This window comes from Flavobacterium sp. AED, assembly GCF_000812945.1.
In the GTDB taxonomy this organism is placed as follows: Bacteria; Bacteroidota; Bacteroidia; order Flavobacteriales; family Flavobacteriaceae; genus Flavobacterium.
Genome location: NZ_JSYM01000006.1, coordinates 75985 through 97358, shown reverse-complemented (window position 1 = coordinate 97358; position 21374 = coordinate 75985). Strand labels below are relative to the sequence as shown.

Annotated in this window: 20 protein-coding genes; 16 read left to right on the top strand and 4 right to left on the bottom strand. The window is 32.9% G+C overall.

Annotated features, from left to right (window positions below):
- Positions 1–11: 11 nt before the first annotated feature.
- Positions 12–992, bottom strand: coding sequence for a pyruvate dehydrogenase complex E1 component subunit beta (locus OA85_RS15755; protein ID WP_039110800.1), 981 nt, complete (start codon positions 990–992; stop codon positions 12–14).
- A gap of 453 nt (positions 993–1445) precedes the next feature.
- Between OA85_RS15755 and OA85_RS15750 the strand changes: the two genes are divergently transcribed.
- The 4 genes from OA85_RS15750 (at position 1446) to OA85_RS15735 (ending at position 4927) form a co-directional block, all read left to right on the top strand.
- Positions 1446–2192 (top strand): electron transfer flavoprotein subunit beta/FixA family protein, encoded by a 747-nt coding sequence (locus tag OA85_RS15750; RefSeq protein WP_039110799.1) that lies wholly within the window; start codon positions 1446–1448, stop codon positions 2190–2192.
- Positions 2193–2292: 100 nt separating this feature from the next.
- Positions 2293–3261 carry an electron transfer flavoprotein subunit alpha/FixB family protein gene (locus OA85_RS15745; protein ID WP_039110798.1) on the top strand — a complete coding sequence of 323 codons (969 nt, stop codon included), beginning with the start codon at positions 2293–2295 and terminating at the stop codon, positions 3259–3261.
- A 139-nt stretch (positions 3262–3400) separates the two neighbouring features.
- Positions 3401–4030 carry a bifunctional nuclease family protein gene (locus OA85_RS15740; RefSeq protein WP_035668411.1) on the top strand — a complete coding sequence of 210 codons (630 nt, stop codon included), beginning with the start codon at positions 3401–3403 and terminating at the stop codon, positions 4028–4030.
- A 72-nt stretch (positions 4031–4102) separates the two neighbouring features.
- Positions 4103–4927, top strand: coding sequence for a thymidylate synthase (locus OA85_RS15735; RefSeq protein ID WP_039110797.1), 825 nt, complete (start codon positions 4103–4105; stop codon positions 4925–4927).
- 81 nt (positions 4928–5008) lie between these two features.
- Here OA85_RS15735 and OA85_RS15730 read toward each other — a convergent pair whose 3' ends face one another.
- Entirely contained in the window at positions 5009–5305 is a 297-nt protein-coding gene (locus OA85_RS15730) for an isoamylase early set domain-containing protein (RefSeq protein ID WP_039110796.1), read from the bottom strand.
- 236 nt (positions 5306–5541) lie between these two features.
- Here OA85_RS15730 and OA85_RS15725 point away from each other — a divergent pair, with 236 nt between their 5' ends.
- From OA85_RS15725 to OA85_RS15705, 4 genes are all read left to right on the top strand, one after another.
- The gene (locus OA85_RS15725) at positions 5542–5874 is read left to right on the top strand and encodes a 2TM domain-containing protein (protein ID WP_039110795.1); all 333 of its coding nucleotides are present in this window, start codon (positions 5542–5544) and stop codon (positions 5872–5874) included.
- 14 nt (positions 5875–5888) lie between these two features.
- The gene (locus tag OA85_RS15720) at positions 5889–6371 is read left to right on the top strand and encodes a dihydrofolate reductase (protein WP_039110794.1); all 483 of its coding nucleotides are present in this window, start codon (positions 5889–5891) and stop codon (positions 6369–6371) included.
- A gap of 577 nt (positions 6372–6948) precedes the next feature.
- Positions 6949–7680, top strand: coding sequence for a bifunctional demethylmenaquinone methyltransferase/2-methoxy-6-polyprenyl-1,4-benzoquinol methylase UbiE (gene ubiE / locus OA85_RS15710; RefSeq protein ID WP_039110793.1), 732 nt, complete (start codon positions 6949–6951; stop codon positions 7678–7680).
- A gap of 1 nt (position 7681) precedes the next feature.
- Positions 7682–8386 (top strand): porin family protein, encoded by a 705-nt coding sequence (locus OA85_RS15705; protein ID WP_039110791.1) that lies wholly within the window; start codon positions 7682–7684, stop codon positions 8384–8386.
- Between the two features lie 28 nt (positions 8387–8414).
- Here the strand turns inward: OA85_RS15705 and OA85_RS15700 are convergent, their stop codons facing one another.
- On the bottom strand, positions 8415–9140 hold the full coding sequence (locus tag OA85_RS15700; protein ID WP_039110790.1) for an RNA methyltransferase: 726 nt from the start codon (positions 9138–9140) through the stop codon (positions 8415–8417).
- 37 nt (positions 9141–9177) lie between these two features.
- Between OA85_RS15700 and OA85_RS15695 the strand changes: the two genes are divergently transcribed.
- The 3 genes from OA85_RS15695 to accD all read left to right on the top strand — a co-directional run bounded on the left by OA85_RS15695 (position 9178) and on the right by accD (position 13824).
- On the top strand, positions 9178–11739 hold the full coding sequence (locus OA85_RS15695; protein WP_052257284.1) for a BamA/TamA family outer membrane protein: 2562 nt from the start codon (positions 9178–9180) through the stop codon (positions 11737–11739).
- A 59-nt stretch (positions 11740–11798) separates the two neighbouring features.
- Positions 11799–12866, top strand: coding sequence for a class II fructose-bisphosphate aldolase (fbaA, locus tag OA85_RS15690; protein ID WP_039110789.1), 1068 nt, complete (start codon positions 11799–11801; stop codon positions 12864–12866).
- Between the two features lie 103 nt (positions 12867–12969).
- Positions 12970–13824 carry an acetyl-CoA carboxylase, carboxyltransferase subunit beta gene (accD, locus tag OA85_RS15685; protein WP_039110788.1) on the top strand — a complete coding sequence of 285 codons (855 nt, stop codon included), beginning with the start codon at positions 12970–12972 and terminating at the stop codon, positions 13822–13824.
- A 133-nt stretch (positions 13825–13957) separates the two neighbouring features.
- On the opposite strand, the gene OA85_RS15680 is transcribed toward accD, so the two are convergent.
- Positions 13958–15208 (bottom strand): ABC transporter permease, encoded by a 1251-nt coding sequence (locus OA85_RS15680; protein WP_039110787.1) that lies wholly within the window; start codon positions 15206–15208, stop codon positions 13958–13960.
- A 165-nt stretch (positions 15209–15373) separates the two neighbouring features.
- Between OA85_RS15680 and purH the strand changes: the two genes are divergently transcribed.
- The 5 genes from purH (at position 15374) to mrdA (ending at position 21359) form a co-directional block, all read left to right on the top strand.
- Complete coding sequence (purH, locus tag OA85_RS15675) at positions 15374–16900, top strand: bifunctional phosphoribosylaminoimidazolecarboxamide formyltransferase/IMP cyclohydrolase (RefSeq protein WP_039110866.1); 1527 nt, start codon at positions 15374–15376, stop codon at positions 16898–16900.
- 54 nt (positions 16901–16954) lie between these two features.
- Positions 16955–17983: a rod shape-determining protein gene (locus OA85_RS15670; protein ID WP_035668436.1), complete on the top strand. Its 1029-nt coding sequence runs from the start codon at positions 16955–16957 to the stop codon at positions 17981–17983.
- 103 nt (positions 17984–18086) lie between these two features.
- Complete coding sequence (gene mreC / locus OA85_RS15665; RefSeq protein WP_039110785.1) at positions 18087–18911, top strand: rod shape-determining protein MreC; 825 nt, start codon at positions 18087–18089, stop codon at positions 18909–18911.
- The gene (gene mreD / locus OA85_RS17660; RefSeq protein ID WP_039110784.1) at positions 18904–19410 is read left to right on the top strand and encodes a rod shape-determining protein MreD; all 507 of its coding nucleotides are present in this window, start codon (positions 18904–18906) and stop codon (positions 19408–19410) included. Before mreC ends, mreD begins: the two co-directional genes overlap by 8 nt.
- A complete protein-coding gene (gene mrdA, locus OA85_RS15655; RefSeq protein ID WP_039110783.1) occupies positions 19407–21359 on the top strand; it encodes a penicillin-binding protein 2 in 1953 nt (650 codons plus the stop codon). The genes mreD and mrdA overlap by 4 nt, the downstream gene beginning before the upstream one ends.
- Positions 21360–21374 lie beyond the last annotated feature (15 nt).

Genomic DNA, 21374 nt, shown 5'->3' with positions numbered 1-21374 from the left:
TTAAAAAAAATCTATTTTTTATACAATACTTTTTTAACCGCTTTTACAACATCACCAGCGTTTGGCAACCATTCTTTAAGCAATACTGGAGAGTAAGGTGCTGGAGTATCTGCAGTAGTGATTCTTTGGATAGGCGCATCAAGAAAATCAAAAGCACGTTCTTGAACTAAATAGGTAATCTCAGAAGAAACACTTGCAAAAGGCCAAGCTTCCTCAAGAATCACCAATCTGTTTGTTTTTTTCACAGAAGTCAAAATCGTTTCAAAATCCAAGGGACGAACCGTTCTTAAATCGATAATTTCACATGAGATTCCTTCTTTTGCTAATTCATCAGCAGCGATGTACGCTTCTTTAATGATTTTCCCAAAAGACACAATCGTTACATCCGTTCCTTCACGTTTGATATCAGCTACCCCAATTGGAATAGTATACTCACCATCCGGAACTTCCCCTTTATCACCATACATTTGTTCTGATTCCATGAAAATCACAGGATCATTATCACGAATAGCTGATTTCAACAATCCTTTCGCATCGTAAACATTAGATGGAACAACTACTTTAAGACCTGGAGTGTTAGCAAACCAGTTTTCAAGTGCTTGTGAGTGTGTCGCTCCTAATTGTCCTGCCGAAGCCGTTGGACCACGAAAAACGATAGGCACATTGAATTGTCCCCCAGTCATTTGACGCATTTTGGCAGCATTATTTATTATTTGGTCAATCCCCACTAAACAGAAATTGAAAGTCATGTATTCAACAATTGGTCTACAACCGTTCATTGCTGAACCTACTGCAATACCAGTAAAACCAAGTTCCGCAATCGGAGTATCAATTACTCTTTTTTCGCCAAATTCAGCAAGCATTCCTTTAGATGCTTTGTATGCACCATTATATTCTGCAACTTCTTCACCCATTAAGTATATGGACTCATCGCGACGCATTTCTTCACTCATAGCTTCGCAAATGGCCTCTCTAAATTGTATAGTTCTCATAGTTGTATGTTGTATGTGTGTAATTTTCGAAAAGCAAAAATAAATATTTTAAACCACTTAAAAGCATAAATCACTTTAAAATAATCAGGAGCTATTTCCGGCTATACGCTATATCTTCCTGTGGTTAAAGGAACCACAGGAAGGATACCGCTGCTATCCGGGCTACGAAATCGATGTAATATTGAAAATTTGCACATTTCAAGCAACTTCCCACCTGAATTTAGACATTAAATAAAGAAGCCGAAAGCAACAATTTGGTTGTTTTTTGTTTAATTTTTTTCATTAATTCACTCAAATCCATAAGCAACCTTTCTCTTGTCAAAAAATATCCCGCTTTTATTACAAAATTGCGAAATCGTAATAGTATCTAAAAATATTATGCACGCATAGTAAATTATTCAAAATATTATTCTAATTTTGTAAAAGAAATTTAGAATAATAAAAAACATACTTATGAAAATATTAGTTTGCATCAGTCACGTTCCTGATACTACTTCAAAGATTAATTTCGTCAATGGTGACTCTGAATTCGACACTAATGGCGTACAATACGTAATCAATCCAAATGATGAATTTGGTTTAACACGTGCAATTTGGTTCCAAGAACAACAAGGTGCAACCGTTACAGTTGTCAATGTAGGAGGACCAGAAACCGAACCAACTTTAAGAAAAGCATTAGCAATAGGCGCAAACGAAGCCATTCGTGTAAACGCAACTCCTACAGACGGATTTTTTGTTGCCAAACAACTTGCAGAAGTAATTAAAAATGGCGCATACGATGTTATCATAGCTGGAAAAGAATCGCTGGATTATAATGGCGGAATGGTTCCTGGAATGATTGCTGGAATTCTAGGTTATAACTTTCTAAATTCGTGCACAAGCCTTACCGTAGATGGAACTAATGTAAAAGCAGTTCGTGAGATTGACGGTGGAAAAGAAACAGTAAGCACTTCTTTACCTTTAATCATTGGAGGACAAAAAGGATTAGTTGAAGAAAAGGACTTGCGTATTCCAAACATGAGAGGAATTATGACTGCAAGAACTAAAGTATTGACCATACTGGAACCCGTTGAAGCTCCAGTAAACACTAAAGCGGTGAAATTTGAAAAACCAGCACCTAAATCAGCTGTGAAATTAATTTCACCTGACAATTTAGATGAATTAATCAATTTATTACACAACGAAGCCAAGGTAATTTAAGATAGAAGAATTCAGATTTAAGATTGCAGAAAGCAGCATAAATCTAAAATTCAACATTTGATTCAAATCTAAAATCGTTAATCTAAAATCTAAAATCATTATGTCAATATTAATATATGCAGAATACGCAGAAGGAAAATTCAAGAAAGTAGCTTTCGAATTAGCTTCTTATGCAAAAAAAGTAGCCGAATCATTAGGAACAACTGTTACAGCCGTAACCGTAAACGCTGGAGATGTTTCGGAATTATCAAAATACGGAGTAGATAAAGTTTTAAAAGTAAATAACGATAAATTATCAGGATTTACTGCAAAAGCATATGCTGATGTCATCAAACAAGCTGCTCAAAAAGAAAGTGCCAAATTAATTTTGCTATCATCCACAACAGACAGTATTTACCTTTCATCACTTGTAGCAGTAGCTCTGGAAGCTGGATTTGCTTCAAATGTGGTAGGTTTACCAGTAAGCACAGCTCCTTTTCAAGTAAAAAGAAATGCTTTTTCAAACAAAGCTTTCAACATCACTGAAATTGCGACTGATATAAAAGTACTTGGTCTTGCGAAAAACTCGTATGGTGTTTTTGAAAACGCATCCACTCTAACCGAAGAAGATTTCAACCCAACAATTGGAGATAATGATTTTGGTGTAAAAGTAGAATCAGTAGAAAAAGGTTCCGGAAAAGTTTCTATCGCCGATGCTGACATCGTAGTCTCAGGTGGACGTGGTTTGAAAGGACCTGAAAACTGGGGAATGATTGAAGAATTAGCTTCAGTACTTGGTGCTGCAACAGCTTGTTCAAAACCAGTTTCAGATTTAGGTTGGAGACCTCATAGTGAGCACGTAGGACAAACAGGAAAACCAGTTGCAACTAACTTGTATATTGCAATAGGAATTTCGGGAGCTATCCAGCACATTGCAGGGATCAACTCTTCTAAAATAAAAGTAGTCATCAATAGCGACCCGGAAGCACCGTTCTTCAAAGTAGCTGATTACGGAATTGTAGGAGATGCTTTTGAAATTGTACCAAAATTAATTGAGAAATTTAAAGCTTTTAAAGCTCAGCACTCATAATTCAACAAATCTATATAAATTGCTACCTAAAAAATAAGATATTTGTATCTTTGCTTTTAGGTAGCTTTTTTTTGCAAAAAAATTGCTACTGATTTTTATTAAAAAAACAAGTACAACGTACTTTCCCATTTTCACAACTATGAGCTTAGTTAAATTATCTATAAAAGGAATTTCTTACAGTCAAACCCAAAACGGAGCTTATGCTCTAATTTTGAATGAAGTTGATGGAGAAAGAAAACTACCTATAGTAATCGGAGCATTTGAAGCCCAATCTATCGCTATTGCTTTAGAAAAAGAAATCAAACCACCTCGCCCTTTGACACATGATTTATTCAAAAATTTTGCTGAGCGTTTCGATATCGTTGTAAAACAAGTCATTATCCATAAATTAGTTGATGGTGTTTTTTACTCCAGTATCATTTGCGAAAGAGATAAAATTGAAGAGATTATAGACGCCAGAACATCCGATGCAATTGCGTTGGCACTTCGTTTTAATGCACCAATTTTTACCTATAAAAACATCTTGGACAAAGCTGGAATTTATTTGAAGGCAAATCCGCTTGAAGCCAATAAAGATTCTCAAGAAATTGACGATGTCCTTTCTAACCCAGACACTTTTGGCCATGAAGAAGAAAGCAATCAATCCGGCGAAACCTATTCTAAACATAGTTTACAAGAGTTGAACGAATTACTGGACCAAGCTGTTTCTCATGAAGATTATGAAAAAGCCGCTAAAATTAGAGATGAAATTTCAAAAAGAGAATCGTAATTTGTTTAATTGTTAATCCAGTATCCGATACAATTAAACTAAAACCGATTAACCGATTAATCCTCAAATAAAATGAAGCAATATTTAGATTTAGTGCAACACGTTATGGAAAACGGTTGCCAAAAAGGAGATCGTACCGGAACAGGAACTAAAAGTGTATTTGGTTATCAAATGCGTTTTGATTTAAGTGAAGGTTTCCCAATGGTTACTACCAAAAAACTACATCTAAAATCTATTATTTACGAATTGCTTTGGTTCCTCAAAGGAGACACTAACATTAAGTATCTTCAAGAAAATGGCGTAAAAATATGGGATGCCTGGGCTGATGCCAATGGGGATTTAGGTCCTGTTTATGGTCATCAGTGGCGTAACTGGAATAGCGAAGAAATAGATCAGATTACCGAACTAATTACGGAACTAAAAACCAATCCAAACAGCCGTAGAATGCTTGTTTCGGCTTGGAATCCTTCTGTACTTCCGGATACAAAAAAATCATTTGACGAAAATGTAGCCAATAACAAAGCTGCGTTACCGCCATGCCATGCTTTTTTTCAGTTCTATGTTTCCGACGGCAAATTATCCTGTCAATTATACCAAAGAAGCGCCGATATTTTCTTGGGCGTTCCTTTTAATATTGCTTCTTATGCATTATTGACCATGATGATTGCACAAGTTTGTGAATTAGAAACCGGTGAGTTTATTCACACTTTTGGCGACGCACACATTTACAACAATCATTTTGAACAACTGGAATTACAATTATCACGCGAGCCAAAACCATTACCAAAAATGATTTTAAATCCAGCAATAAAAAATATATTCGATTTTGATTTTGAAGATTTTACATTAGAAGGCTATGAGCCACATGCCTTAATAAAAGGTAGTGTTGCGGTATAAAACAACATCTGTTTAAAATTCAAATTCACCGATAAAACAAAATAAAAAAATCCGCTTTACAGCGGATTTTTTTATACTAGATTAGACAGATAAAACACTGTTTTCAGCACCAGCGAAGTCATTCCAAATAAATGAATCTGCTTCAGGCTCATTAACAAACTCTCCATCGATTACATATTTAAACTCATAAGAGGCATCTTTATTCAAGTCGTATGTAGCTTTGAAAGTACCATTTTTCAATTTACTTAAAACTCCTTCGGCTAAATTCCAGTTATTGAAATCACCAACCACAGATGCTGATTTAGCTTGCTTTGCTTCTACCGAAAATGTAACTTTACAAACCGGTTTTGTTTTTACAAATTGTTTCTTTATTGACATAACTATTTCATTTTTAGAATTATGTGACAAAGAAAATAAATTCAATTGAAGTTTCGACAAAGCCTATGAAGTTTTAGCATAAAGCTACAAACTATGTTAATTTTTAAACAAATTACTAATTTAACAAGTTTATAATTTTATTTCCAAAATAAGAAAACGTTTTCTTACTAAATAATCCCGAATCAAAATTGTGCCTTTTCAAAATAAAATTTATCTTTATAAACAAAATTTAACCTATGGAAAAAGAACAACACGAACAATATGAATATGCTAGAAGGCGAATTAAGCAAAAAAAGAGGTTGTATTTCCATTTTGTTTTATTCCTTTTAGGGAGTTTTTTTTTATTTATAGCCAATAAATTTTTTGCTATTGATGTAGAGGCTGATTGGTACATTTGGGGAATTACAATCTGGTTTTTTATATTCATATTACATTTTATAAAAGTTTACATTACAGATCGGTTTATGAATAAAAATTGGGAAAGAGAACAAATAGATAGACTTGTAAGTTTACAGCAAAAAAAAATTACTCAATTACAAACAAAGATTAACGAAGAATCCTCTACATAAAAATTTAAAGAACTATGATAGTAATGATTGCGGCAGTTGCCGAAAATAATGCTCTTGGAAAAAACAATGAATTAGTTTGGCATCTTCCTAATGATTTCAAAAGATTCAAAACACTGACTTCGGGACATCATATCATAATGGGACGCAAAACATTTGAAAGTTTCCCTAAGCCACTACCAAATAGAATCCATATTGTTATTTCCAGACAAGAAGGATATCAACCAGAAGGCTGTATTGTAGTTGATAGTATGCAAAAAGCATTAGAAATTTGTCCCATAAATGAAACATCATACATCATAGGAGGCGGAGAAATTTATAACTTGGGCCTTACTTTTACAGATAAAATTGAAATCACGAGAGTTCATCATAATTTTGAGGCTGACGCTTTCTTTCCTGAAATTAATCTTGATGAATGGGAAATCATAGCATCTGAGTTTAATCAAAACGATGAAAAGCATCTTTACGATTATACGTATCAAACTTTTTCCAGAAAATAAAAAACATCCCAAAAGGGATGTTTTTTTTTAATCAATGATAAGAGAATGACCTATTCTTGAAACAGTATTTGATAACATAAAATAAAAATCACAAACACTAATAATACTCCAGAAATGAAGATAATAGTATTTGATGATTTTTGAGAATACATCTCAAAAAAGCCTTTAATACCAAATACCACGAAGGTACTAAAGACAAAGAAAATTAAAATTTCCAAAAACAAATTTAATCCTAAGAACGTATGTTGCGCTTTAAATACAATACTACTTTGTAAAATAGTACTTTCAACACAGCTTACAAGAACAAATGATAAAGTTAACGCAAGAAACAACCATTTGATTTGGGTCATTGAATCCCTTTTAATCATTGAAAAAATAATTTAAAATATTAATCCAAAATTGAACAATTAAAAACGTTGATACAATACCCACTTTTAGTGATATTTTGAATTTAATTTTTTTTTCAAAAAGACCAAAAAAGAGTACTCCTTATCTTATTAGAAATAAAGTTTCCTCGTAATACTCAAACCCATTTTTAGTTTGTGTAGTTTGTATTATATTTGTGGAAATTAAAAAAATGTCAAAAAATATAACACCCTATAAAGACTCTACTTTAGGTAAGAAGGAACAAGTTGCAAAAATGTTTGACACCATATCTGGAAATTATGACAATCTTAATCGTGTCATTTCTTTTGGTATAGATATTAAATGGCGTAAAAAAGTTTTAGGAATTGTTGCTAAATCTAATCCAAAAATAATTCTAGATATCGCAACTGGCACAGGAGACTTAGCCATTCTATTAGCACAAACTAATGCTGAAAAAATTATCGGGCTAGATATTTCTGCTGGCATGCTTGAAGTAGGTGTAAAGAAAATTGCCTCTAAAAACTTATCTAATACTATTGAGATGCTTTTAGCAGACTCTGAGAATATGCCTTTTGAAGACAATTATTTTGATGCTATAACAGTCGCTTTTGGAGTTAGAAACTTTGAAACGCTTGAAAAAGGCTTGGCAGAAATTTTAAGAGTTTTAAAGCCAAACGGTGTCTTTGTAATTCTGGAAACCTCTGTTCCCGAAAAGACACCTTATAAACAAGGCTATAATTTTTACAGCAAAAACATACTTCCTATTATAGGCAAATTATTTTCTAAAGATAATGTTGCTTATGGCTATTTATCCGAATCCTCAGCAGCATTTCCTTATGGAGAAAAGCTGAACAATATTTTGAGAAAAATTGGGTTTATAGATGTTATAGCAATGCCACAAACATTTGGTGTGGCCACCATTTATTCTGCTTCTAAAAAATAAGATGAAAAAAATAGTTGTTTTAATTTTATTAACCTTCACTCTGAACGGATTCTCACAGTTTACTAAAAGTATGTTTAGTAAGGATCCTATTATTAACTTGGAAAATTTTCAAAATAAAAGACTTTATTTTGGATATTATCTAGGTTTCAATTCTTACGATTTTAAAATTGACTATAAAACAGTTGGCCCTGATATCCAGGTAAAAAAAACAACCGGTTTTAATGTTGGAATTGTAGGCGATTTAAAACTTCATGAATACATTAACTTGCGATTTGAGCCAGGATTGTACTACACAAAAAGAGATTTATACTATCCTGGTTTTACAAAAAAAATAGACGCGCTAAGAGAAGTAAACAGTACTTATATTCATTTCCCTTTACTATTGAAATTCTCTTCGCTTAGAACCGGTAATGTACGTCCATATATTGAAGGAGGATTATCTACGACTTTAAATTTATCGAGCAATTCAAAATCTATAGACGATAATTTAGAACAACGTTTTAGAGTAAAACCTTGGACAACAAATTACGAATTAGGTTTTGGAATTGATTTATTTTCAGAATACTTTATATTCTCTCCTTCTATAAGAGGTGTTTTTGGCCTTAAAGACGAACTAATTAGGGACAAAGATCCAAATAGTCCTTGGACAAGTAATATCGAATCAATAAAGTCACGAGCCGTTTTTATCAATTTTACCTTTCATTAAAAAACAGTTATTACGCTTAATTTTATAGCTAATTTCTTCTAAACTCACTAAGAATAATAGCCGTTGCAGTAGCAACATTCAAACTTTCCGTTTTTTGAATTTCTCCGAAACGAGGAATTGTAAGTCTGTTTTGAACTAGTTTTTCAATTTCTGGTGAAATTCCATTAGCTTCATTTCCCATAATGATTATTCCTTCCTGTGGCAAAGTCGTTTTATAAATATTCTCTCCATCCATAAAAGTACCAAAAACAGGTAATTTAGTTTGTGCAATAAAAGCATTTAAGTCAATGTAAGAAACATTCACCCTTGCAATGGAGCCCATTGTAGCCTGCACCACTTTTGGATTATAAATATCAACGGTTTCCTTTGAACATACTAATTGATGAATACCAAACCAGTCGCATAATCGCAATATGGTTCCTAGATTTCCGGGATCACGAATGCTATCAAGAGCGAGAATCAATCCGGATTCAATCATTTCTTTATCAACTGGCATCTTAAAAACTGCTAAACAAGAATTGGGCGAGGAAAGAGCACTTATCTTTTTTAAATCACTGTCATCAATCAACGTCTTTTTTCCGTTTACAACTTCTTCAAAATCGTTTTGTGTGGTATACAAATGATCCAGTTCAAAATTTGACTGCAATAATTCCTGAATTACTTTCACGCCTTCGGCAAAAAATAATTTATTGGTGAATCTATATTTTTTTTGCTGTAAACTCGTTATAAGTTTTATTTGGTTTTTACTAACCATAAAATAATGTACTTTTGAATTAAATATTTTATAACACTTGAAAAAGATTTCTACAAAAATAGCAGCATTTATTCTAATTGCAATATTTATATGTGCATGTAACGCTGTAAAAAGAGTTCCAGAGGGCAAACATTTACTTACTAAAAATGAAATTTTGGTAAATAACAAAGCTACAAAAGAAGAAATCATCTTCAATCAATTGTACCAAAAACCAAATAGCACCTTTCTAGGATATCGTTTGCGATTGAATTTATACAATTTAGCCAATCTAAATCCAGACTCTACCTATCAGGCAAAGTTCACTAATAATCCCGAAAAATATAAAAGACAGTCAAAATTGCTTTCAGCAAAACAAGTAGACAGACTTGGAAAATCTTTTTTTTACCACGGCATTCATGATTTCCTAAAAAAAACAGGAGAACCACCTGTAATTATTGATAAAACTAAAACTGACAAATCGATATTACGATTAAAGTATTATTACTTTAACAACGGATTTTTCAATGTTAAAGCTACCTATACCATAGATACTTTAAAAACAAAGAAGGCTAAAATAAAATATGCGATAACTACACTTGATCCTTATTTATTGGATTCATTAAGAACTTCCATTTCGACTCCTGTATTGGATTCAATGTACGAAGCTACCAAAAACAAAACTCTTATTAAATCTGGAAACCAGTATAAAACATCTGATTTTGAAGATGAAAAAAACCGAATAACTACACACTTTAGAAACAACGGAGTTTATTATTTCCAACCTAATTACATCTCTTTTGACTTGGACACGATTAAAAAAGTCAATAAAGCAAATGTAAATTTAGTCATCAATAATTATTCGTACCAACAACAAGACTCCAGTAAAACGGAACCTTTCAAAATGTACAAAATAAGTGATGTAAATATATATACTGATTATTCCCCTAATGGTAATAACAGACAAATCACTGACAGCATCACCTACAATAATTTTAATTTGTATGGTTACGAAAAAATAAGATATAAACCTCGGGCAATAACGAATGCCATTTTCATTACAAAAGGAACATTGTTTGCTGATTCTAAAACTGTTTTAACTACTCGCTATTTGAATAATTTGAAAATTTTTAATTATCCCTCAATACAATACGAAGTAGATAAAAGAGACTCAACTGCACATTCTTTAATTGCAAAAGTATATCTGACACCACGAAAAAAATACAGCTTCGGTACCACGTTTGATGTTACACATTCCAATATCCAAGATATTGGTATTGGATTAAGTGCTTCTGAAACCATACGAAACGTATTTAATGGAGCCGAAACATTAGAAATAGCAGCCCGAGGAAATATAGGCTCTTCTAAAGATTTAGCAAATCCTAATAATAACTTTTTTAATGTTTCAGAATACGGAGTAGATTTAAAATTAAACTTTCCAAGAATTTTCATCCCTTTTGGAACTGAAAAAATCATTCCAAAAAGTATGATTCCTTCCACCCTCATTACTGTGGGGTTTGCAAAACAAAGGAATATCGGTTTGGATAAAGAGAATTTTACCGGAGCGCTATCCTATAATTGGACTCCAAAGAAAAATAATACAGCTCGTTTTGATTTATTTAATGCACAATTTGTGCGCAATCTAAATCCACAAAACTATTTCAATGTATATAGATCTTCCTATAATGCTTTGAATTCTATTGGAAAAGTATACAATACAAACTCATTATATTTTAATAATTCCATAGATAAAGATTTAATAATCGAAGACGGAACATTAGGATTCACTAATGATGTTTTGACAGGAAACACTTCATTAGTTCCAACGGATAAAAATTATGAAAACGTAAAAAGTATTGAAGAACGAAGAGTTAGACTTACCGAGAATGATTTTATTTTAGCCACAAGTTATAGTTTTTCCAAAACCACTAAAACAGACTTACTGGATAATAATTTTTATCTGTTTAGAACAAAAATTGAATCTGCCGGAACTTTATTATCCTTACTTTCGAAAGCAACAAATTTGCCTAAAAATTCAGACAACAATTATCAAATATTTAATTTAGAATACTCCGAATATATAAAGACAGAGTTCGACTATATTAAACATTGGGATCTGACAAAAGAAAAAGTATTTGCCGTTAGAACTTTCTTTGGGATAGCCATCCCGTTTGGCAATTCGAATAACGTTCCATTTTCAAGAAGTTATTTTTCAGGTGGTTCTAATGATAACAGAGCATGGCAACCCTATAGCCTTGGTCCCGGAAGCAGCGGTGCTTCAAATGATTTTAATGAAGCGAACATGAAAATTGCCCTTAGTGGTGAATTTAGATTTAAAGTATTAGGCAGTTTAAAAGGAGCTCTTTTTGCAGATGCAGGAAACATATGGAATGTGCTCGACAATGTGACTGATGAAAAATCAACTTTTAAAAATTTAAAAAATTTAAAAGATATAGCAATTGGCTCTGGATTTGGGTTGCGATACGATTTAAGTTTTTTTGTAATTCGATTTGATTTAGGGTTTAAAACCTACAATCCAGCCAATGAAACTAACAAACGATGGTTCCAAGAATACAATTTTGGACACTCTGTTTTAAATTTTGGTATAAATTATCCGTTCTAATGCTAATTAATTCTTATTTTTGCAAACTAAAAACTAAAAAATAACTAAAAAGAATTACAATGGCACACAACATAAAACCAGGCGTAGCTACAGGAGATCAGGTTCAGGAAATTTTTAACTATGCTAAAGAGAAAGGATTTGCATTACCGGCAGTAAATGTTACGGGATCAAATACCATCAATGGTGTTCTTGAAACTGCTGCAAAATTAAACGCGCCAGTTATCATCCAATTTTCTAACGGAGGAGCACAATTCAACGCAGGAAAAGGACTTTCTAATGCAGGTGAAAAAGCAGCTATCGCTGGTGGAATTGCTGGAGCATTACATATTCACACTTTGGCGGAAGCTTACGGAGCAACTGTAATCTTACATACTGACCATTGTGCAAAAAAATTATTACCTTGGATTGATGGTTTATTAGACGCTTCAGAAGCACATTTTGCTAAAACTGGAAAACCATTATTCTCTTCTCACATGATTGATTTATCTGAAGAGCCTATCGAAGAAAACATCGAAATTTGCAAAGGTTATTTAGAGAGAATGAGCAAAATGGGAATGACATTGGAAATCGAACTTGGAATTACAGGTGGTGAAGAAGATGGTGTTGACAACTCTGATGTTGATAGCTCAAAATTATATACACAACCAGAAGAAGTTGCTTACGCATACGAAGAACTTTCAAAAGTAAGTCCAAGATTTACAATTGCTGCAGCTTTTGGTAACGTTCATGGTGTTTACAAACCAGGAAATGTAAAATTGACTCCAAAAATCTTAAAAAATTCTCAAGATTTCGTACAAAACAAATTCAACACAGGATCTAATCCAGTAGATTTCGTTTTCCACGGTGGTTCAGGTTCTACATTGGAAGAAATCAGAGAAGGTATTAGCTATGGTGTAATAAAAATGAATATCGACACTGACTTGCAATTTGCATTTACGGAAGGTATTCGTGATTATATGGTAAAAAATATTGACTATTTGAAAACTCAAATTGGAAACCCAGAAGGTTCTGATGCTCCAAACAAAAAATATTACGACCCAAGAAAATGGTTACGTGAAAGTGAAGTTACTTTCAACACAAGACTTGAGCAAGCATTTGCTGACTTAAACAATGTGAATACACTATAATAAAATTAAGTTTAAAGTTTTTGAATCCCGATGTAACCATCGGGATTTGAAATCTAAACCAGAAACTACAGGAACGGAATACTGAACACTGAACACTAGAAAAATGGCTTGGTTTAAAAGAAAAGAAAAAGGGATTACTACTGCTACCGAAGACAAAATGGACATTCCAAAAGGGCTTTGGTACAAATCTCCAACTGGAAAAATTATTGATGCCGATGAACTAGCTCGTAACTTATTTGTAAGTCCCGAGGATGGTTTTCATGTTAGAATTGGAAGTGCAGAATATTTTCAAATTTTATTTGACAACAATGAATTTGTTGAATTAGATAAAAACATGACTTCTAAAGACCCTTTGCATTTTGTTGACACAAAAAAATATGCAGATCGGTTAAAAGATGTTATGGAGAAAACCAAACTTAAGGATGCAGTGCGCACCGGAGTTGGAAAATCCAAAGGAAAAGAATTAGTAATTTGCTGTATGGATTTTGCCTTTATTGGTGGTTCCATGGGAGCAGTAGTGGGAGAAAAAATCGCAAGAGGAATCGATCACGCTATTCAAAACAAATTACCATTTGTGATGATTTCTAAATCAGGTGGAGCAAGAATGATGGAAGCAGCCTATTCTTTGATGCAGCTAGCTAAAACATCTGTTAAACTGGCTCAACTTGCTGAAGCAAAATTGCCTTACATTTCGTTATGTACTGATCCAACAACAGGAGGAACAACTGCTTCTTATGCCATGCTAGGAGATATTAATATTTCTGAACCAGGCGCATTAATTGGATTTGCAGGACCAAGAGTAGTAAGAGACACCACCGGTAAAGATTTACCCGAAGGTTTTCAAACCGCTGAATTTGTTCTTGAACATGGTTTCTTAGATTTTATAACACCTAGAAAAGAATTGAAGGACAAGATCAACTTGTACATTGATTTGATTCAAAACAATAATATCAGATAAACGAAAATCCCGAGCAATCGGGATTTTTTATGCTTTAAATTTTATCTTTTTAAGATTCAAACAAAAAGGCTTTCAAATAATTTTGAAAGCCTTTTTTATATAAAATTCAGATTCTTTTAAGCTATCCGGCGATTTACATTCCCGTCCTAATCGCCTCTACTGGATCTAATTTTGATGCAGCAATTGCAGGAAGTATTCCTGAAATCAAACCAATAACAGCAGCAAGTCCAGTTCCTAAAAGAATATTCCCCATACCTAAAACAAATTCAAAATCCAGTGCGCTGGTTAAAATCACTGAAATTATCCAAACTAATAAAAGTCCAATTATTCCACCAATTACTGAAAGTATTATTGCTTCGAATAAAAACTGAAACAATATAAATTTATTTTTGGCACCTAATGACTTCTGGATTCCTATTAAATTGGTACGTTCTTTTACCGAAACAAACATAATATTAGCAATTCCAAAACCACCAACAAGCAATGAAAATCCACTAATAATCCATCCCACTACATTCATTTGTCCAATAATGCCATCTATAAAATCCGTAAATCCAGAAAACACATTAACAAAGAAATTATCAATTTCACCTGCTTTCAAACCTCTATAACTTCTTAATTTTTGAGAAATTTCGCCTCTATATGCATCCATATCCACTCCTCTTTCTGGCTTAAAAATGATTACATTAGTCAAAGAAGTATTATTATCACCATACAATTGTCGAACAAAATTAACCGGAATAAAAGCAGAAGTATCATTGCTATCCCCAAATAATCCAGCTCCTTGTTTTTTCAAAACACCTATAACGGTGAATCTTTTACCATATAAACGTACATTTTTTCCAATTGGATCAATATTCTCAAATAAGGATTTAGCAATTTCGTCCCCTAAAACAATTACCGTAGCACCAGAATTAGCTTCAGACTCATTATAAAATCTCCCTTCTTCAAATTCTAATCCCTGAATATCAATAAATTCATGGGAAACTGGAACAACATTAACATCACTAACTGTTTTTGAATCATATTTTATGGATTCTCTTTTGGTAAATATTTGATATCCCATTTGGTCAGTATTAGTCATAACCCCCTTCATATAAGTATATTCGTCATACTTTACATTAGGGAACTGTTCTCTTTTCCATTGTGGAATATCTGAAGGACCAAAAGAAAATTTCATTAAATAAATCGTGTTTTTATCAAGGCTGCTTAAATCTTTGGTAATTTTTCTATCCAACGAATCTACAGCTGCAAGCACGGCTATTATTGAAAATATACCAATAGTAACCCCTAATAAAGAAAGCAAAGTTCTCAATTTGTTGTTTCGCAAAGCATTCATTGCAAAACCAAAACTCTCTTTTAATAACCGAAGATAGACTATCATAAAATCTTTTTTGCGTTAAGGTAAAATTCTACATTATATTTTTCATAAACCTAATAAAAATCCACCTACCAATTGGTATATTTTTTTAAGATAATGTTACACAAATTCATTGAATTTTATAATCAAAAAAAAACTATTTTTGCACTTTATAATTATAACTACACAATGAACACAACAAAAACTATTCAATCTGCATTAATTTCGGTATTCTCAAAAGAAGGTCTTGAACCAATTGTAAGAAAACTACATGACCAAAATGTTATACTTTACTCTACTGGAGGAACCGAAGATTTTATAAAAAACTTAGGAATCCCTGTAGTTCCTGTTGAAGACGTAACTTCTTATCCTTCCATTCTTGGTGGAAGAGTAAAAACATTACATCCAAAAGTTTTTGGAGGAATCCTAAACCGTCAGGATAATGAAAGTGATGTGCAACAAATGCAAGAGTTCAATATCCCGCAAATTGATTTAGTTATAGTTGATTTATATCCATTTGAAAAAACAGTTGCTTCAGGAGCAAGTGAATCAGATATTATTGAGAAAATAGATATTGGTGGAATTTCTTTGATTCGTGCTGCCGCAAAAAACTTTAAAGACACTGTAATTGTGGCTTCGGTTGATGAGTACAGCTTACTTTTAGATCTAATTACGGATCAAAACGGAGCTACTACTCTTGCCAACAGAAAATTATTGGCTACAAAAGCGTTTCATGTTTCATCACACTACGATACCGCAATTTTCAATTATTTCAATACAGACGAAACCGTTTACAAACAAAGTATTGCTCATGGTCAAGTCTTGAGATATGGAGAAAATCCACATCAAAAAGGATTTTTCTTTGGTGACTTTGACGCTATGTTCAAAAAAGTTCACGGAAAAGAATTGTCTTACAACAATTTATTAGATGTAGATGCTGCCGTAAATTTGATTAATGAATTCAAGAATGACGGTCCTACTTTTGCTATATTAAAACACAATAATGCTTGTGGTTTAGCTACCAGAAAAACTATTAGTGAGGCTTATAATGTTGCATTGGCTTGTGACCCAACTTCAGCTTTTGGAGGTGTTTTAATTTCCAATACTAAAATTGACGTGGCGACTGCAACAGAAATAAATAAATTATTTTGCGAAGTAGTTATTGCTCCGGAATATGACACCGAAGCTGCTGCAATTTTACAAGAGAAGAAAAACAGAATTATATTAATTCAAAACGAAGTAGCTTTACCACAAAAACAAGTACGAACTTGCTTAAACGGAATTTTAGTTCAAGAAAGAAACAATATAACCGACAATAAAGAAGACTTAAGAACCGTTACTACTATAGCGCCAACTGAACAAGAAGTTCAAGATTTAATATTTGCTTCTAAAATTTGTAAAAACACAAAATCAAACACGATTGTTTTTGCAAAAAACGGCACACTTATTGCGTCTGGTACTGGGCAAACATCAAGAGTTGATGCCTTATTGCAAGCCATTGAAAAAGCTAAAACTTTTGGATTTGATTTACATGGTGCGTCTATGGCAAGCGATGCGTTCTTCCCTTTCCCTGATTGTGTAGAAATAGCTAAAGAAGCAGGAATAACTGCCGTAATTCAACCCGGAGGATCCATTAAAGATGAATTAAGCATCAATTATTGCAATGAAAATAAAGTTGCAATGGTATTTACAGGAACTCGTCATTTTAAACATTAATTTGTTTAACTTTGCCCGTCACAAATTTATAACTTTTTAACCCTTAAAAAACTTATGGGATTTTTTGATTTCATGACCGAGGATATCGCGATAGACCTTGGTACCGCTAATACTTTAATCATACATAATGATAAAGTCGTAATTGACAGTCCTTCGATAGTTGCTCGTGATAGAGTTTCAGGCAAAATCATTGCTGTTGGTAAAGAAGCCAACATGATGCAGGGTAAAACACATGAAAACATTAAGACGATAAGACCATTGAAAGATGGTGTAATTGCTGATTTTGATGCCTCTGAAAAAATGATCAGTATGTTTATAAAAAGCATACCGGCATTAAAGAAAAGAATGTTTACTCCCGCATTAAGAATGGTTGTTTGTATTCCTTCCGGTATTACCGAAGTGGAAATGAGAGCGGTTAAAGAGTCTTGTGAAAGAGTTAACGGAAAAGAAGTCTATCTAATACACGAACCTATGGCAGCAGCTATTGGTATTGGTATTGACATTATGCAACCTAAAGGAAACATGATTGTTGATATCGGTGGTGGAACTACTGAAATTGCTGTAATTGCATTAGGCGGAATTGTATGTGACAAATCGGTAAAAATTGCCGGTGATGTATTTACAAATGACATCGTATATTACATGCGTACCCAACACAATCTTTTTGTTGGAGAAAGTACTGCAGAGAAAATAAAAATCCAAATTGGAGCCGCAATTGAAGACTTAGAAACTCCTCCAGAAGACATGTCAGTTCAAGGAAGAGATTTACTTACCGGTAAACCAAAACAAGTAGAAGTATCTTATCGTGAAATTGCTAAAGCATTGGACAAATCGATTCAACGAATTGAAGATGCCGTAATGGAAACTTTATCTCAAACCCCTCCAGAATTAGCAGCCGATATTTACAATACTGGTATTTATCTTGCAGGTGGTGGCTCTATGTTAAGAGGTCTTGATAAAAGAATTTCTCAAAAAACAGATTTACCTGTTTACATTGCCGAAGATCCATTAAGAGCAGTAGTTCGCGGAACTGGTATGGCACTAAAAAACATTACAAAATTTAAAAGTATCTTGATAAAATAAGGTTTTTATTGCTAATTTAAATAATGCTAGATAATTTAAACCTCGGTTTAGTTTTGTAAGTAGAAATTTAAGATAGAACCTGAAACAAAATAACCAATAGTACATGCAGCAAATATTTAATTTTATATTTAAAAACAGTAATAGATTACTGTTTTTGCTGCTTTTGGGCATTTCACTCGTGCTCACCATTCAATCTCATTCTTTTCACAGAAGTAAAATAATAAGTTCTGCTAACTTTTTAAGTGGCGGAGTTTACGAAAAAGTGAATTCTGTAAATGAGTATTTGAATTTAAAAACTCAAAATGATGCGCTAGCACAAGAAAATGCCGAATTAAAAAGCCTTCTCTTCAATCGTAAAGACACAACAGCCGTACAAAAATTAGATAGTTTAAAAGGCGTAAAAGCCGATGATATCATCGTTTCAAAAGTGATACACAATTCATACAATGTTTATGAAAATTATTTAACATTGAATTCAGGTGAATTACAAGGTGTAAAACCAGATATGGGTGTAATAAATAGCTTAGGAATTGTAGGAATCATTGATAATACTTCTCCCCATTATGCGACTGTAATTAGTATTTTAAATAAAAAATCCCAAATTAACGCAAAGATTAAAAAATCAAATCATTTTGGATCTTTGGTTTGGAATGGAAAAAGTACTGGTTTCGTTCAATTGATAGATGTACCAAGATTAGCAGCTATCAGAAAAGGCGACACTATTGTAACCGGCGGACAATCCGTTATATTTCCTGAGAACATCAACATTGGAACTATTGCTAAAATTTATATTGATAATCAAACAAACTATTATACTCTAGATGTAAAACTATTTAATGACATGACGAATTTAGGTCATGTTTACATCATAAAAAGTAAAGATCGCGACGAACTTATTAATTTAGAAAAAGGAAAAAAAGATGAATAGCACGTTGTTAGTCAATGTTTTCCGTTTTGTTCTGTTATTAGCAGTTCAAATTATTATTTTCAATAATATGAATTTTTTGGGCTATATAAGTCCATTTCCATACCTGCTTTTTATAATATTATATCCTGTAAACGGCAATAAATCAGGATTGTTAATCGCTAGTTTCTTTCTGGGTCTTATCATGGATATGTTCAGTAATTCTGGAGGCATACATACCACAGCTTGTATCCTGTTAGCCTATTTCAGACCTTATATCTTTAAATTTTCATTTGGATTAAGCTATGAATATCAAACAGTGCGATTAAATGATGTTTTAACTCCGGAGCGATTCTCTTTTATATTAATGTCTGTTGTAATTCATCACTTAGTATTATTCGTACTAGAAGCATTTCAATTTAGTTTTATCTTGGACGTTTTACTGCGAACACTCCTTAGTAGCATATTTACAATACTAATTTGCATTATAATAATATATCTTATTAAGCCAAACAAAAGATGAGAAAATTATTGCTGCCTTCCTTAATCATTGTTGCAGCATCATTGCTAGTAATACGGATATTCTATTTACAAATTATAGATGATTCGTTCAAACTAAAATCAGACAATAATGCCATAAAAATAAAATATGACTATCCGGAAAGGGGTTATATTTATGATAGACATGGCAAATTATTAGTTGCCAATCAAGCTTCTTATGACATCATGGTTATCCCAAGAGATGTTAAAAATATTGACACTTTAGAATTTTGTCAACTGCTAAATGTTACAAAAGAAGATTTTATAAAAAGAATGGCAAAAGCCAAGGTATATAGTCCTCGATTACCTTCTGTTTTTTTACCACAATTAAATAAAAGCGAATTTGCAGCTTTTCAGGAAAAAATACGAAAATACGAAGGTTTCTACTTTCAAAAACGTTCTTTACGGGATTACGAAGTGGACTATGGCGCTAACGTTTTTGGATTTATAACTCAAGTAAACGAAAAGTTAGTTGCCAAAAACCCTTATTACAATAGTGGTGATTTAATTGGAAAACAAGGCGTTGAAGAAAGCTACGAAGATATTTTACGAGGAATAAAAGGAGTAAAATACTTCCAAAAAGACAAATATAATAGAGAAATAGGTTCCTACAAAGAAGGGAAATACGACACTATTGCTGTTCAAGGGGAAGATATAAACCTTACTATTGATGCCGAACTTCAAAAGTATGGCGAACAATTAATGATTAATAAAAGAGGAGGAATTGTAGCTATTGAACCAAAAACTGGAGAGATATTAGCTCTAGTTACGGCTCCATCATATGACCCAGGAATACTTGTAGGGAGACAGCGTTCTAAAAACTACACGTTACTATATCATGATTCCATTGCAAAACCGCTTTATGACAGAGGATTGCTGGCTGAATACCCTCCAGGATCTCCATTTAAAATACTGACTGGACTTGTGGCTCTTCAAGAAGGCGTTATAAATGAACAAACCACTTTTATGTGTCATCATGGTTTTAGTTATGCAAGAGGCCGCTTTATGAAATGCCATGGTTTTGGCCCTCATCAATTACATAATGGTATTTACAATTCTTGTAACACTTATTTTGCAAGTGCCTACATGTTGACTATTAATAAATACGCGAAACCAGCTTATGCTGTTGATGTCTGGAGCAATCACGTAAAAAGTTTTGGACTAGGACAATTTATGGGCTATGATTTGCCTACTGGTAAAAAAGGAAATATTCCAGATTCTAAAACCTACAAAAAAATCTATCCAAATGGCGGTTGGCGTAGCACAACAATCGTATCCAATTCGATTGGTCAAGGAGAAGTTTTAATGACTCCAATACAGCTTGCTAATATGATGGCAACTGTTGCTAATGAAGGATATTATTACACCCCTCACATCATCAAAAAAATTGAAGGCCACAAAATTGATAAAAAATTCACGACCAAGCATGTTACCACAATAGACAAAAAATATTACAAACCCATGATTAGCGGTTTATTTGATGTGTATAATTTTGGGACAGCACATGGATTAAATGTACCCGGAATTGATATTTGTGGTAAAACCGGAACAGCTGAAAATTATGCAAAAATCGATGGAAAAAGAGTAAAACTTGAGGATCACTCCATATTTGTTGCTTTTGCACCAAAAGACAATCCAAAGATCGCAATAGCAATTTTAGTAGAAAATGGTGGTTTTGGGGCAACAATAGCAGGACCTATTGCCAGTCTAATGATTGAAAAATATCTTAGAAAAAAAATAACCAGAACTGATTTAGAAAAGAGAATACTTGAAAGAAGTTTACAGGACCGATATGCAAAATTAGGTGGAATGAAAGAAGCCAGCTTAATAGAAACAGTCCCTAAAGATTCGCTTCTAAGTAAAAAAATAGCAAATCCAATAATTAAAACGGCAGCCCCAATTATTACAATAGATTCTACTAAAGAAAACTAATAAGCAACCTATTAC